We start from the raw sequence: 15,723 nt of genomic DNA on the forward strand, positions 1-15,723 counted from the left end.
ATGAATACTGCGCTGATTTTGCATCATTACCAGGCCTCGCCTTACTCAGAAAAAGTGCGAAGCTATCTGGGGTTTAAACAGCTGGCGTGGCAATCCCTGCTTATGCCTCCGGTATTGCCTAAGCCCGATTTAATGGAACTCACCGGTGGATACCGGCGTGCGCCTGTATTGCAAATTGGCGCAGATATTTATTGTGATTCGGCGTTGATTATTGCGGAGCTAGAACATCGCTCCCTTCTGCCTGCTTTAGCTTCTGGGCCACAGGCGGCGCAAGCCGATTTACTGGGCCGCTTATTTGATGTGGATATCTTTTGGCGTGCTGCACGTTACTTAATGGCAAGCCGTGTGGAGCATATTCCACAAGCCCTACTCGATGATCGCATCGCCATGCATCCCCAATTGCCTTTACAAAAATCGCAATTGCTGGCCGATCAGGCGCAATTAACTATCCAGCTGCGCGCCTTGATTGATCAGCTTGATCAAGCTTTAAGCGGTGCTCATTTTCTGGGTGGTATCAATCCCTGCGCGGGCGATTTTGCGGTATTTCACACCCTGTGGTTTTTGCAGGGTGCACATGCCTTAGAGGCGCTGGCCCCAAACACCAAGGCTTTATTGCCGTGGATGGCCAGAATAGCGGCATTTGGCCATGGCGAGATGAGCAGTATCTCGGCGGGCGATGCGTTTGCTGCAGCAAGGCAGGCTAAGCCTGTTGCGCTAGCTGAAATGCAAGATTTTCTATTTAAAGCGGGTCAAAAAGTGAGCGTGCAGCCAGAAGGCTACCCGCAGGAAACCGTAGTGGGCGAGCTGGTTTATTTGGATGAGCAAAAAATAGTGATTGCCCGTCAAAGCACTGCTTGCGGCCTGCTGCACCTTCATTTCCCCCGTATGGATTATGAAATTCGCGCTGTTTAATTTGGGTCTGTTGACGCTTCATTCACGGCTGCGTTGACTTCAGTTTTGGGGCTGAACAAGGCAAAAATTGCGACATGGCACGAGTACCATTAGCGATTTTTAACGCCGTGCAGCCCCAAAAATGCAGTCAACCCGAAGGGCTGAGCCGGAAAACGGCCATTCACTTCGTTATGCTCCTCGACAATAACCAGTTATTGCCTTCGTCGCATGCCTTGTGCCTGGTCGTTTTCCGGCTCAGCGCAATTGTGAATGAAACGTCAACAGACCCTAACTTCATAGGAAGCAAAAGGTTTTGTTTCCTATCGTTTTCCTCAGTTTCGAGGATCAAACACTCTGGAGCTTACTCATGACATCAATACTGAATCGCAGCATCGTTTTAGCCAGCCGTCCGCATGGTGCACCTACGCCTGCTGATTTTCGCTTAGAAGAGCACGCCGTCCCAGCTATTGGCAGTGGTGAAGTATTACTGCGGACCTTGTATCTATCGCTCGATCCCTATATGCGTGGCCGAATGAGCGATGCGCCTTCTTATGCCGCGCCGGTTGAAGTGGGCGCTGTAATGGGCGGCGGTACGGTTAGCCGCGTTGAAGCATCGCAAAATGGCGATTATGCCGTGGGCGATTTAGTGGTGAACTTTGGTGGCTGGCAGGATTACAGCATCTCGGATGGTACTGGCTTGCAAAAGCTGGGCGCTTTGGCGTCTCCATCGCACGCTCTTGGGATATTGGGCATGCCAGGCTTTACCGGCTATATGGGCCTGCTGGAAATTGGCCAACCTAAGGCGGGTGAAACCGTGGTGGTGGCGGCGGCAACTGGGGCGGTAGGTGCAGTTGTTGGGCAAATTGCCAAAATCAAAGGCTGCCGCGTGGTTGGGATTGCCGGTGGTGCAGAGAAATGCGCTTACGCCGTGAATGAACTGGGCTTTGATGCGTGTATCGATCACCGCGCTAGCGACTTTACCGAGCAACTGGCAGCGGCCTGCGCTAAAGGCATCGATGTGTATTACGAAAATGTAGGTGGCGCGGTATTTGATGCGGTTCTGCCTCTGCTCAACCCTGCAGCGCGTGTACCGCTTTGCGGCTTGATCTCGCAATACAACGCCACCAGCCTACCCGATGGCCCTGATCGCTTGTCTCTCTTGATGGGTACGCTGCTGAGAAAACGCATTCGCATGCAGGGTTTTATTATCTGGGACGATTTCGGCCATCGCTACGGCGAATTCTTCACCGCCATGAGCCAGTGGATTAAAGAGGGCAAAATCAAATACCGCGAAGATGTAGTACAAGGACTGGAAAACGCCCCGCAAGCTTTTATTGGCCTGTTGGAAGGGAAGAACGCTGGGAAGCTAGTGGTGAAGGTGGCTGAGTAAGTTTGATTTTTATTCAATTTTGTAAATTTAAAAAACAGCGTTGATTGAGGGATAGAGCGCTAAACCTTGAACCACAGAGTAAAACGAGGACACAGAGCACAGTATTCAGTTGTTGATTTTCTCTGTGAAACTCCGTGTTCTCTGTGCCCTCCGTGGTTCAAGATTTGGGTTTTTGTGCTCACCTGAGTCCTTACTATATTTTATTCATTGAGAAAATATTATGTCCGCAGATAAATTATTCACTCCCATCATCATCGGCAAAACCACACTCGCTAATCGCATGATTATGGCACCGCTAACCCGCTCTCGCGCTAGCCAGCCGGGCGATGTGCCGACTGAAATGAATGCCATCTATTACGCACAACGTGCCAGTGCTGGTTTAATTATTACTGAAGCCACACAAATTTCCCGTCAGGGCCAGGGCTATTCGCTCACCCCCGGCATGTATACCGATGCCCAAGAAGCGGGCTGGAAGCAGGTCGTAGATGCAGTGCACGCCAAGGGCGGCAAGATGTCGATGCAGCTTTGGCATGTGGGCCGTATTTCTAATCGCCATTTGCAAGAAAACGGCGTAGCGCCCGTGGCCCCTTCGGCCATTCAGGCGGTGAAATCAACCAGCTTTGTGATTCTGCCAGATGGCACGCCGACCCGAGCACCTTGCGATGCGCCACGCGCTTTAGAAACCGCAGAGCTGCCAGGGATTGTGGCCGATTATGTGACCGCAGCTGAGCGTGCGATGCGGGCAGGGTTTGATTTTGTAGAAATCCACTCGGCCAATGGTTATTTGCTACAGCAATTCTTAGCTACGGGCAGCAATAAGCGCACTGATCAATACGGCGGCAATATGGAAAACCGTGCTCGTCTTTTACTGGAAGTGATTGATGCCGTGGCAGCAGAAGTGGGCGCAGATAAAGTAGGCGTACGCTTATCGCCTAACTTTGTAGCTCACGATATTGTGGATGACGAATCCGAAGCAATGGCGATGTATCTGGCAGAGGAATTTAACCGTGCTGGCGTAGCCTACCTACATATCGCCGAGCCAGATTGGGCCGGTGGTCAGCCTTTAAGCGAAACCTTCCGCGCTGATTTACGCCAGCAATACCGGGGTGTGATTATCACTTGCGGTGGCTACGATGCACAAACCGCAGAAGCACGTTTAGCCACTGGCACCGCAGATACCATCGCCTTTGGCCGCCCGTTTATTGGCAACCCAGATTTGGTGGCACGCTATCAACAAGGCACCGCATTGAACACGCCAGATCAGGCGACATTCTATGGTGGTGATGAAGTGGGTTATAGCGATTACCCGGTATTGGGGTAAGCGGCCTTAGGACGGAGGGCAAGGCGCCTGCCCTCGCGGGGCAATGCGTGGGCTGTAAATTGCGTAGGGCGGGTGAAACCCGCCGCGTTTGCTGACGAAAATCAACGTGCCGGAGGCACTAAAAAGATCTAAAAGACCTTTTTAGTGCCTCCGGCACGTTGATTATGGAGCGGTAGCCACCGCAGGGGCCTTCCTTTCTTGAACGGCCAAGAAACGAAGCCAAGCCACAACATCAATAACACGAAGGCCCCTGCTGCGGTCCAATCGAGTCGGCGGCGGGCGGGATTGGCTCGCTGCCTCGCTCCCAAGCGATCCCCCGCCCCGCTGTTCCTCGCTCCGGCGTGTTTCAAGGGGGCTTTAAAATGCCCAATGCAGGGATCGTAGTTATTAAGTTATTTTTTTGTTTGCTAAAGCAAAAGAAAACTGCTTAGAGCATGGTGTTTTGCTTCGTAACATCACTTGCTCATCGCCAATATCCCTGTTGCCTGTGTATTGGCAAGGCCATTGAGCCTTAGAGTTTGCTCGCTGGAGACGAGGGCTTCTGTGCCGCCGATGAGTCGGCCGTTGGAGTCGAAGTTTTTCAGCAGGGATGCCATATGGCTGACGTTGCTGACGGTTGGTGACGCCAGCATCGCATCGCTGTTGATGGCGACAGGCAGTTGTTCTGGGGCTTGCCATGCTTGGGCTTTTTCAGCCTCGTTAAAGGCAGAAATGGTCTGCACCATATTGACCACTTGTGTGCGCAGATCGGTGGCTGCAGCGGGTTTTTCGGTGGTGAACCAAACATCGGCGGCGGTATGGATTTGTCCGTCGGTGGTTTCAAATGTTGATTTCAGCCCAATGAAATTGCCGTGGTCTTTTTCGGCAGCCTGGCGCACATCTAAATTAAGTTTGCTGATATCCAGTGAGATCAAGCGTTTTAACTCGCTGGCGTCGCTAATGCCATCTTGGTTGTTATCTAGCCAGACACGCAGTTCTTCAAAGTCGCTATCGTAGCGATCAATCACGCCATCGTGATTGCTATCCAGCTCGGCTAGGGCTGCATAGCCATTGGCGGCTTGACTGCCATCGGCGAGCAGGGTGGATGTCCCGAATAATTCTTTCCCATCGTTAATCACGCCATCATGGTTTCTATCCATGACTAGCAAGCCATCGCCTTGGCCTACCCAGCCGGTTTTGATTTTGCTGCCGTTGGCGAGTAAATCAAATTGAGTCCCGGCCTCTAGGCTGCTGGTACTGACGCCATTGCCATCCAGATCCAGAATAATTGGGCTAAGGGCTCCTAAGGCGCTATTTTGTTCGGAGCTAAAGGCCGCCTGCTGAGCGCCGGTCAGCCCCATTTTTTGTGTGGTCGTTAAGGCTTGTAGCTGGTTGGTGCTCAGGCTTGTAATCTGTAACGTACTTAACGATGCAATGGCGCTGCTTCTGATCACGGCCAGATCGCTGGTTTCTAGCGCCGCCAAATTGCCCACTGAGAAGGCTTGCAGCTGGCTGTTGCTCAGCACGGCGGCTTGCGAGGTGGTGATGGCAACGACTTGGCTTTCCGACAAGGCCGCGATGGCGCTGGTGTTAAGCACGGCAAAATCAGTGGTTTCTAGCGCAGCAATATGGCTGGTGGTTAGCGCGGCCAGCTGGCTGGATGTGATCACCGCCGCCTGAGTAGCAGTCAGGGCAATAATTTGCGAGGTAGTAAAGCCTGTAGCAAGGCTGGCCGAATTGAGCGCCACAATTTGATTGGTATTTAAGCTGGCTACCTGACTGGTGCTCAGGGCATTGAGTTGATTGCTGGATAAAGCCGCCATTGCTGTTGTATTGATCACCGAAAGATCACTGGTCTCAAACGCGGCAATTTGCCGGGTAGAAAGAGCCGCCAGCTGGCTGGCGCTGAGTGACACCGCCTGGATTGAAGTCAGCGCAATAATTTGCTCGGTGGTAAAGCCGGTTGCCATGCTGGCGGCGCTTAAAGCCACAATCTGATTGGTGCTTAGGCTGGCAATTTGCGAGCTGCTCATGGCCGTGATCTGCGCCGAGCTTAATGCCGCGATGCCGCTGGTTTTTAATACTGCAATATCTGCCACGCTCATGGCCGCAAGACTATTGGGGGCGAGCGCAGCAATCTGGCTGGAGCTTAGCGCTGCAGCTTGATCTTCTGTCAGTGCAGCAACTTGAGCAGAAGACAAGACCGCAATGCCCGCTGTTTTGATGGCGGCTAAATCTGCGGTTTCTAGCGCAGCAATATGGCTGGTGGATAGCACGGACACCTGAGCCGTGGTAAGCGCTGCCGCCTGTTTGGTCGTTAACGCCACGATTTGCTCTGCGCTAAAGCCGTTGGCAATGGCGGTCGTATTGAGCGCAGCAATCTGACTGCTACTCATGCTGGCAATATGTTCAACGCTTAATGCGGCTACCTGTGCCGTGTTTAATACTGCAACAGTATTGGTTTTCAGTACCAGCAAATCACTGGTTTCAAGCGATGAGATATTGCTGGCCGATAGCCCGCTAATCTGGCTGCTGCTCAGGCTGGCAGCCTGCGCGGTGGTAAGCGCCGTGGTTTGTTCGGCGGTCAGTGCGCTGATTTGATCGCTGGAAAGAGCGGCAATCACGGTGCTTTTAAGTGCAGCAAAATCGGCGGCCTCCAGCGCGGCAATGCTGTTGCTGCTGAGTGCTACGGCTTGGCTTGTTGTCAGCGCTGCGGCTTGGTTTGAAGTGAGTGCGATAACTTGATCGGCGCTTAAATTAGCCATCGCCGTGGTATTGAGCGCCGCAATTTGCTTGGTGTTCAGGCTGGCGATTTGCTCGGGGCTGAGGGCGGCCACTTGCTCGCTGGATAAAATAGCAATTGCGCTGGTTTTAATGGCGGCTAAATCCACGCCTTCCAGTGCCGCAATATTGCTGCTGGAAAGCGCGGCCACCTGGGCGGTGGTCAGCGCTGCGGTTTGCTTGGTGGTTAGCGCAATAATTTGATCGGCGTTCAGCCCGCTGGCGATGGCCGAGGTGCTTAATACTGCAATTTGGTTGCTGCTCAGGCTGGCAATTTGCTCGCCGCTTAAGGCGGCCACTTGGGCGGTATTTAAGACCGCCACGGCGGTGGTATTCAGAGCGGCCAGATCGCTGGTTTCCATCGCCGCCATATTGCTGGCCGTGAGTGCTGCCAGTTGGCTGGAGCTTAGCGTTGCCGCTTGTTGAGTGGTCAGGGCTGCGGTTTGATCTGCATTAAGTGCATTGATCTGGCTGGTAGATAAAGCAGCAATCGCATTGGTTTTAAGCGCAGCAAAATCAGCGGCTTCCATGGCGGCAATATTTGTGGTGGTGAGCGCGGTAATTTGAGCGGTGCTAAGGGCTGCAAGCTGCTTTGAAGTCAACGCCACCATTTGATCGGCGGTTAAGCCGCTGGCAATGGCTGCTGTGCTCAAGGCAAAGACCTGATTGGTCGTCAGGCTGGCAATTTGCTCGCCGCTCAGCGCAGCGATTTGGGCGGTATTTAATACTGCGATGGCGGTGGTTTTAAGTACGATCAGATCGCGGGTTTCTAGTGCCGCAATATTACTGGCACTGAGCGCCGCAACTTGGCTACTGCTGAGCGCGGCGGCTTGTTGTGTGCTCAGCGTAATGGTTTGATCGGCCGTCAGTGCGCTGATTTGATTTGTTGTGAGCGCGGCTATGGCATTGGTTTTAAGCGCCGCAAAATCGTCAACTTCCATTGCTTCGATGCCGGTAGTGCTCAGCGCCGCTATCTGGCTGGTGCTCAGCGCTGCGGCTTGGCTGGAGGTGAGTGCAATCACTTGATCGGCGCTTAAGCGTGCGATGCCATTGCTGCTGAGTACGGCAATTTGCTTGGTGCTTAGGCTGGTGATTTGCTCCACAGTCAGCGCGCTGATTTGATTGCTATTGAGTACCGCGATGGCTGTGGTTTTGAACGTGGCTAAATCGCTGGTTTCCATGGCAGCAATCGCGGTGCTTGAAAGTACGGCTACTTGACTGGTCGTCAGTACGGATGCTTGATTGGTCGTGAGTGCAATGACTTGATCGGCGCTTAAATTGGCGACGGCATTGGTGTTCAGCACGGCAATTTGCGTGGTGCTGAGTTTGGCAATTTGCGCCGCCGTCAACGAGCCGACTTGTGTGCTTGATAAAGCCGCAATGGCGCTGGTGCTGATTAAGGTGAGGTAAGACGTTTCTAGCCCACCTATGGTGTTTTCAGACAGAGCGGCAATCTGGGCAATGGAAAACGCAGCAATTTGGCTGGATGTGAGTGCCATAACCTGATTAATGGTTAAGCCATTGGCAATGGAATCGGTGCTCAGCGCCGCGATTTGTTTGGTGGTGAGGGCCGTTATTTGGCTGGTCGACAATGCGGCAATGGCGCTGCTACTGAATACGGCTAAATCGGTGGTTTCTAGCGCGGCGATATTGCTGGTGGTTAGCGCTGCGGCCTGAACACCTGTTAGCGCCGCGGCTTGGCTGGTGCTCAGGGCAATGACTTTATCGCTGCCTAAGCTGGCCATGGCCTGTGTATTTAAGCTGGCAATTTGGCTGGTGCTAAGGCTGGCAAATTGCTGGGTGCTGAGGGCGTTGATTTGGGTACTGGCAAGCACGGTGATGGCGCTGCTGCTGAGCACGGCCAAATCGGTAGTTTCAAGCGCTGCCATTTGCAGGCTAGTTAAGGCTGCAGCTTGGCTAGAGCTTAACGCTGCCGCTTGGTTTGAAGTCAGCGCCACAATTTGGCTGCTGCTTAAGCTGGCGATTGCTGCCGTGCGTAAAGCGCCTATTTGCTCGGTAGTGAGTGCGGCGAGCTGATTACTGGATAAAGCGGCAATGACCGTGGTGCTGAGCGCCGCTACATCGCTGGTTTCCAGAGCGATGATTTGTAGCGTTGAAAGTGCGGCGACTTGCGTGCTGCTTAAAGCCGCTGCTTGGTTGGTGTTTAAGGCGGCAAGCTGAGTGCTGCTTAAATTCGCCATTTCGGCGGTATTCAAAGCGGCAATCTGTGTGGTTTTCAGGTTGGCAATTTGCAGGGTGCTCAGCGCTTGCAGTTGGCTGCTGCTGAGCGCCGCAATTACGCTGGTTTTTAGCTCGGCCAGATCGCTGGTTTCAAAAGCGGCGATTTGGCTGGTCGATAGCACGGCAACTTGGCTGGTGATGAAGGCTGCCGATTGATTGGACGTGAGCGCCGCAATTTGCGCTGTGCTTAGCCCTGTTAATGCGCTGGTATTTAAGGCCACAATTTGCTTGCTGCTCAGGCTGGCTATTTGATCTGTGCTCAGTGCGCTTGTTTGGCTGCTGGATAAAACGGCAATGCCGGTGCTGGCCAGTATGGCTAGGTCGCTGGTTTCCATTGCCTGAAGCTGCGTGCTTGATAAGGCCGAAACTTGCCGCGTAGTCAGCACGCTGGCTTGGCTGGAGTTAAGCGCAGCAATTTGGGCGGTATTGAGCGCGCTGATTTGCGTTGTTAAAAGCGCAGCAATGGCTGCGTTACTCAGCACGGTAAAGTCGCTTGTTTCAATTGCTGCAATTTGCGTTGTCGATAGTGCAGCAATTTGCGCGGTATTGAGTGCGCTGGCCTGCGTTGACGTTAAGGCGCTTATTTTATCTGTGCCAAGGCTAGCGATTGCCGTGGTGTTCAGCGCGGCAATTTGGCTGGTGCTCAAGCTGCTTTGCTGTGTAGTGCTCAGGCCGCTGATCTGGGCGCTGGATAAAACGGCAATCGATGCCGCCTGAATAACTGCTAAATCGCTGGTTTCAAGCGCAGCCAGCTGGGCGCTGGAGAGCGCCGCAGCCTGGCGGGTATTGAGTGCGGCGGCTTGAGTGGTGGTCAACGCAATGATTTGATCGGTGCTTAGCGCTCCTGCTTGAGTGCTGGATAAGCTGACAATGGCAGCTGCGCTGAGCGCTGCAAAATCACTGGTCTCCATCGCGGCCAGATTACTGGTGGAAAGCGCCGCTATTTGAGTGGCGCTTAAAGCTGCGGCTTGGCTGCTGCTCATTGCCACAATTTGATCGGTTCTTAAGCCACCAGCAATGGCCGTGGTATTGAGTGCCGCAATCTGGCTGGTGCTCAAGCTGGCAAATTGCTCGCTTGTGAGCGCATTCACCTGATTACTGGATAGCGCCGCAATGCTGGCGGCTTTAAGCAAGGCTAAATCTCGGGTTTCCATCGCGGCTAGATTACTGGTCGATAGCGCGGCAATCTGGGCGGAGCTAAGCACCGCAGCTTGGCTTGTTGTGAGCGCCACAACCTGATTGCTATTCAGAGCGCTGGCTATATTGGCGGTGCTTAAAGCGGCAATTTGATTGCTGCTTAGGCTGGCGAATTGGCTGGTGCTTAGCGCTGCCACTTGGGCGCTGCTCAGTGCTGCAATGGCACTGGTTTTTAAGACAGCCAGATCGACGGTTTCCAGCGCGGCAATGCTGGCCGTTGCAAGCGCAGCAACTTGCGTAGAGCTAAGCGCTGCCGCTTGCAGGGTGCTCAGCGCAATGGCCTGATCGGATGTCAGGGCTTTAATTTGGTTAGTAGATAGAGCGGCAATGGCCGATGTTTTCAGTGCTGCAAAATCAGCGGTTTCCATTGCGGCAAGGTTGTTCGTTGAAAGTGCTGCCACTTGGGCTGTTGTTAGCGCAGCGGCTTGGCTGGATGTGAGTGCCACAATCTGGCTGCTGTTCAGGCCAGAGGCAAGGTTGGCCGTGCTTAAAGCCACAATTTGATTGCTGGTCAGATTAGCGGTTTGCTCAGTTGTTAAAGCATTCACTTGCGCAGTATTCAAAGCCGCAATGGCGCTGGTTTTGAGCAGCGCTAAATCGCGGGTTTCCATCGCGGCCAGATTAGCGGTCGATAAAGCGGCAACCTGGCTAGAGCTAAGTGCAGCTGCCTGATTGCTGGTTAGCGCCACAATTTGGCTGCTGTTTAGCCCATTGGCGATATCTGCTGTATTGAGTGCAACGATTTGGCTGGTCAGCAAGCTGGCGATTTGGCCGGTGCTGAGTGCCACCACTTGGGCGGATGTTAAAGCCGCAATAGCGCTGGTTTTTAAGGCAATCAGATCGGTGGTTTCGAGTGCGGCAATGCTGGCCGTTGAAAGCGCAGCAACTTGCGTAGAGCTAAGCGCCGCAGCTTGCAGGGTGTTCAGCGCAATGGCCTGATCGGATGTCAGCGCTTTAATTTGGTTAGTAGACAGAGCGGCAATGGCCGATGTTTTGAGCGCCGCAAAATCGGCGGTTTCCATTGCGGCAAGGTTGGCAGTTGAAAGCGCCGCCACTTGGGCTGTTGTTAGCGCAGCGGCTTGGCTGGATGTGAGCGCCACAATCTGGCTGCTGTTCAGGCCAGAGGCAAGGTTAGCCGTGCTTAAAGCCACAATTTGATTGCTGGTCAGATTAGCGATTTGATCTGTCGTTAAAGCATTCACTTGTGCAGTATTCAAAGCGGCAATGGCGCTGGTTTTGAGCAGTGCTAAATCGCGGGTCTCCATCGCGGCTAAATTTGCTGTGGATAAGGCCGCCACTTGTGCGCTGCTTAAAATAGCGGCCTGACTGGTGTTGAGCGCCACAATCTGATTGCTCGTCAGGCCATTGGCGGCATTGGCCGTGGTGATCGCTGCGATCTGGCTGCTTGTTAAGTTGGTAATCTGATCTGTAGTCAGCGCATTGAGCTGATTGCTAGAAAGCGCTGCGATGGCGCTGGTTTTAAGCGCTACTAAATCACGCGTTTCCATTGCCGCCAGATTTGCTGTTGTAAGGGCGGCTACCTGAGTGCTGTTTAAGGTGGCGGCTTGGCTGCTGCTCAGTGCGACAACTTGATCGCTATTTAGCCCACTGCTTAGGGCTGTGGTATTTAATACCGCAATTTGCGTTGTGCTCAGGCTGGCAACTTGGCTGCTGCTCATTGCAGCCATTTGGGCGCTATTGAGTACTGCAATTGCACTGGTTTGTAAGGCAATTAAATCGCTACTTTCTAGTGCAGCAATATGAAGGGTAGACAGCGCGGCAACTTGCCTAGAAGACAACACCGCCGCCTGAGCAGAAGTCAGCGCCATCGCCTGATTGCTGCTTAGCGCATTGATTTGAGTGCTGGAGAGCGCGGCAATGGCGCTGGTTTTGAGCGCCGCAAAATCAACGGTTTCCATGGCTGCCAGATTGCTGCTTGATAACACGGCAACTTGGCTACTGCTGAGCGCTGCGGCTTGGTTGGAGGTAAACGCCACAATCTGGCTGGTGCTCAGGCCGTAGGCAATATCTGTGGTGCTTAAGGATGCAATTTGATTGGTTGTTAAATTGGCGATCTGATCCGTGGTTAGGGCGCTAATTTGCAAAGTGCTTAAAGCCGCGATGGCGCTGGTTTTGAGTGCCACTAAATCCCGCGTTTCCATTGCCGCCAAGTTGGTCGTTGTAAGGGCGGCCACTTGGGCAGAGCTGAGTGTGGCGGCCTGAAGGCTAGTGAGTGCCACAATTTGATTGCTATTTAGCTTGGCCATTGTTGCCGTGCTAAAAGCCTGTATTTGATGGGTGCTTAAGCTGGCGATTTGATCTGTAGTCAGCGCGTTGGCTTGTGCAGTGTTTAAAGCCGCGATGGCGCTAGTTTTAAGTGCAATTAAATCCCCCGTTTCCATCGCAGCCAGATTGCTTGTTGTAAGGGCCGCTATTTGTGCAGAGCTAAGCGCGGCGGCTTGTTGGCTGGTGAGGGCAACGATTTGATTGCTACTGAGGCTGCTCATGGCCGCGGTATTGATTGCCAATATCTGATTGCTGCTTAAGTTGGCGATTTGATCGGTGCTAAGCGCATAAATTTGCGCCGTATTTAAGGCTGCAATGGCGCTGGTTTTGAGTGCAATTAAATCTCTGGTTTCCATCGCGGCCAGATTGGTTGTTGAAAGCGCCGCCGCTTGGGTGGAGCTTAGTGCAGCAACTTGGCTTGATGAGAGCGACACAATCTGGCTACTGCTTAGGCCGCTGGCAATTTGTGCCGTGTTTAATGCGCTGATTTGGCTGCTGCTTAAGCTGGCCGTTTGATCGGAGCTTAGCGCGTTTATTTGATTGCTGGATAAGGCCCCGATGGCATTTGTTCTGAGTACGGAGAGGTTGGCGGTTTCCAGTGCCGTCAGATTTAAAGTCGACAAGGTGGCCACCTGGCTGGTGGTCAGTGCAATGGCTTGATTTGTTGTGAGCGCATCAACTTGATTGGTTGTTAAAGCATTCATTTGCTGGCTGGATAAAACGGCAATCGCTGCAGTTCTGATCACGGCTAAATCAGTAGTTTCTAGTGCAGCAATATTGCTGGTCGATAGTGCAGCTACTTGCGATGAGCTAAGTGCCGCCGCTTGCTGGGTAGTGAGTGCCACAACTTGATTGCTGTTTAAGCCGCTTGCGATATTTGCGGTGCTAATCGCCGTGATCTGGCTGGTGCTTAAGCTTGCCACCTGCTGGGTGCTTAATGCATTGAGCTGCTGGCTGCTGATGGCGGCAATGGCTGCGGTTCTGATCACGGCTAAATCAGCGGTTTCTAGTGCTGCAATATTGCTGGTCGATAGTGCAGCTACTTGCGATGAGCTAAGCACTGCAGCTTGCTGGGTGGTAAGGGCCACAACTTGATTGCTGTTTAAGCCGCTTGCGATATTAGCGGTGCTAATCGCTGTGATCTGGCTGGTGCTTAAGCTCGCCACCTGCTGGGTGCTTAATGCATTGAGCTGCTGGCTACTAATGGCGGCAATGGCTGCGGTTCTGATCACGGCTAAATCAGCAGTTTCCAGCGCAGCAATATTACTGGTCGATAGTGCTGCTACTTGCGATGAGCTAAGCACTGCGGCTTGCTGAGTGGTAAGGGCCACAACTTGATTGCTGTTTAAGCCGCTGGCGATATTTGCAGTAGTAATTGCCGTGATCTGGCTGGTGCTTAAGCTCGCCACCTGCTGGGTGCTTAATGCATTGAGTTGCTGGCTACTAATGGCGGCAATGGCTGCGGTTCTGATCACGGCTAAATCAGTAGTTTCTAGTGCAGCAATATTACTGGTCGATAGTGCTGCTACTTGCGATGAGCTAAGCACTGCGGCTTGCTGAGTGGTGAGGGCGGCAATCTGAACGCTGTTTAGCCCGGTGCTAAAGTTTTCTGTGCTGATGGCGGTGATCTGGCTGGTGCTTAGCGCAGCAATCTGGCTGCTGCCGAGTACGCTGGCTTGAGCGGTATTTAATGCGGCAATGGCACTGGTTTTTAGCGCGGCTAAATCAATCGTTTCTAGCGCGGCAATGCTGGTGGTAGAGAGAGCCGCTGCTTGCTGGGAAGTAAGTGCTGCAGCTTGGTTGGATGTAAGCGCAATAGTCTGGCTGCTGCTGAGTATATTGATCTGGCTGCTGCTTAAGGCGGCAATGGCGCTGGTTTTTAGCACGGCGATATCTGCGCTTTCCAGTGCTGAAAAGTTAGTCGTTGTGAGCGCGGCTACCTGTGCAGCGCTTAAAGCTGCGGCTTGTTGAGTGGTCAGCGCGCTGATTTGATTGCTATTTAAACCATTGGCCATATTGGCCGTGCTTAGGGCGCTAATTTGATTGCTGCTCATGCCGGCAATTTGCAGCGTAGTGAGCGCATTAAGCTGCTGGCTGGATAAGGCGGCAATGGCAGAGGTTTTAAGCGCCGCAATATTTGTGGTTTCCATTGCAAGCAGCTGGGTGCTTGAGAAGGCCGTAATTTGGGTGGAGCTGAGTGCTGTGGCTTGGTTGGTGCTCAGCACATTAATTTGCAGAGTGCTTAAGGCATTGATTTGATCGCTGGATAAAGCGGCGATGGCGCTGGTTTTAAGCACCGAAAAATCTGCACTTTCAAAGGCTGCAATTTGGGTGCTTGATAGGGCACTGATTTGGGCTGAGGTGATTGCTGCGGCTTGGTTTGAGCTAAGCGCCGCAATCTGGCTGCTGCTGAGTGCGTTGATCTGGCTGGTGGATAGGGCGGCAATCGCGCTGGTTTTGAGTGCGGCGATATCGGCTGTTTCAAGCCCGCCCAGTTGGGTGCTCGATAATGAGCTGACCTGTGCAACACTTAATGCTGCAATTTGAACAGATGAAAGCGCTGCAATATGGCCGCTACTCAGGCCGCTGATTTGCCGGGTATTTAAGTTGGCAATGGCCGCCGTATTAAGCGCAGCAAAATCACTGCTTTCCAATACGCCAATCTGAGCGCTAGAGAGCGCGGCAATTTGTGTAGTGCTGAGCGCTGCGGCCTGGCTAGAGCTAAGGGCGATGATGTGGTTGCTGCTTAATTGGCTGATTTGCCGGGTGTTGAATGCTGCAATTTGACGAGTGCTTAGCGTGGCTAATTGAAGGGTAGAGAGAGATGCAAGGCTGGCGGTATCGATACTGGCGATTTGTGCCGTTGTCAAAGCAAGGATTTGACTGGTAGACATGCCGGTAAAGATGCTCATCTTGCTATCCAATTGCGAGTTTTAAAGTGGTGTACTTAAATACTTACTGGATTGCTTTCTGAATAAATACCATTTAATACTGATCACTGATTGATTAAACTTTTTAGGATTTCTTGCAATAAAACTTACTATTTGATTATGCCTCTTGCTTAATCTCATTATAAATATCGTAGGGCGGGTGAAAACCACGTATTTACTCAGCATTGCTCACGGGGTTTACCCTCCCTACAAATTCAAAGGCCGACCCCGTTCTCAAGAAGAGCATCAACACAGCGCTCATTGAGCAAGAGGCATAACTTACTATTTATAAAGAGGTGAGTAGCAATGGCTTAGCTCATTCTACTGCTGTTTTCTATTAATAAGGCTTAAGTCCGACAGGATGCTTATCCTGAAAACAAAGTGTAAAGATTTGTTGTCTATCTGTTTATCGGTTATGAATTAGAAAACTTGAAGGATAACAGCCGGTGCTTTTTGTAAGAATTAAAGATGGTTTTTAATATAGATTAAAATTGATTTTTTATTTGCTAAGTAAATAGATTTTTAATATGGGGATTGTCATCAATCCCGCAGGGGCGTTTATTTAATGCGTAATGACAATGTGATCATTTAAATCTGCGATCAGGGGCGTTTGATTTAGGGCGCGGCATGGGGGGTGATAAGCCTTGTACAAAATCGTCATTAAAATGGAATTAATAGCCTACCCAATGGCTATTTCAACAGCTTAC

Annotated in this window: 4 protein-coding genes; 3 read left to right on the forward strand and 1 reads right to left on the reverse strand. The window is 52.2% G+C overall.

The genetic code is table 11. The features are described 5' to 3' along the window. The 3 genes from ACFQNF_RS02090 to ACFQNF_RS02100 all read left to right on the forward strand — a co-directional run bounded on the left by ACFQNF_RS02090 (window position 1) and on the right by ACFQNF_RS02100 (window position 3,602). Window positions 1-912: a glutathione S-transferase family protein gene (locus tag ACFQNF_RS02090; protein ID WP_380185766.1), complete on the forward strand. Its 912-nt coding sequence runs from the start codon at window positions 1-3 to the stop codon at window positions 910-912. A gap of 346 nt (window positions 913-1,258) precedes the next feature. Beyond that, entirely contained in the window at window positions 1,259-2,281 is a 1,023-nt protein-coding gene (locus ACFQNF_RS02095; RefSeq protein ID WP_380185768.1) for an NADP-dependent oxidoreductase, read from the forward strand. A gap of 220 nt (window positions 2,282-2,501) precedes the next feature. Further along, window positions 2,502-3,602: an alkene reductase gene (locus ACFQNF_RS02100; RefSeq protein ID WP_380185769.1), complete on the forward strand. Its 1,101-nt coding sequence runs from the start codon at window positions 2,502-2,504 to the stop codon at window positions 3,600-3,602. 455 nt (window positions 3,603-4,057) lie between these two features. On the opposite strand, the gene ACFQNF_RS02105 is transcribed toward ACFQNF_RS02100, so the two are convergent. After that, the gene (locus ACFQNF_RS02105) at window positions 4,058-14,998 is read right to left on the reverse strand and encodes a beta strand repeat-containing protein (RefSeq protein WP_380185770.1); all 10,941 of its coding nucleotides are present in this window, start codon (window positions 14,996-14,998) and stop codon (window positions 4,058-4,060) included. Between the last annotated feature and the right edge of the window lie 725 nt (window positions 14,999-15,723).

Origin of the sequence: Iodobacter arcticus, from assembly GCF_042664895.1 — a bacterium.
Lineage (GTDB): Bacteria > Pseudomonadota > Gammaproteobacteria > Burkholderiales > Chitinibacteraceae > Iodobacter > Iodobacter arcticus.

Coding starts and splice junctions, on each gene's coding strand:
- ACFQNF_RS02090 (WP_380185766.1), top strand. CDS start 1: ATGAATACTGCGCTGATTTTGCATCATTACCAGGCCTCGCCTTACTCA.
- ACFQNF_RS02095 (WP_380185768.1), top strand. CDS start 1,259: ATGACATCAATACTGAATCGCAGCATCGTTTTAGCCAGCCGTCCGCAT.
- ACFQNF_RS02100 (WP_380185769.1), top strand. CDS start 2,502: ATGTCCGCAGATAAATTATTCACTCCCATCATCATCGGCAAAACCACA.
- ACFQNF_RS02105 (WP_380185770.1), bottom strand. CDS start 14,998: ATGAGCATCTTTACCGGCATGTCTACCAGTCAAATCCTTGCTTTGACA.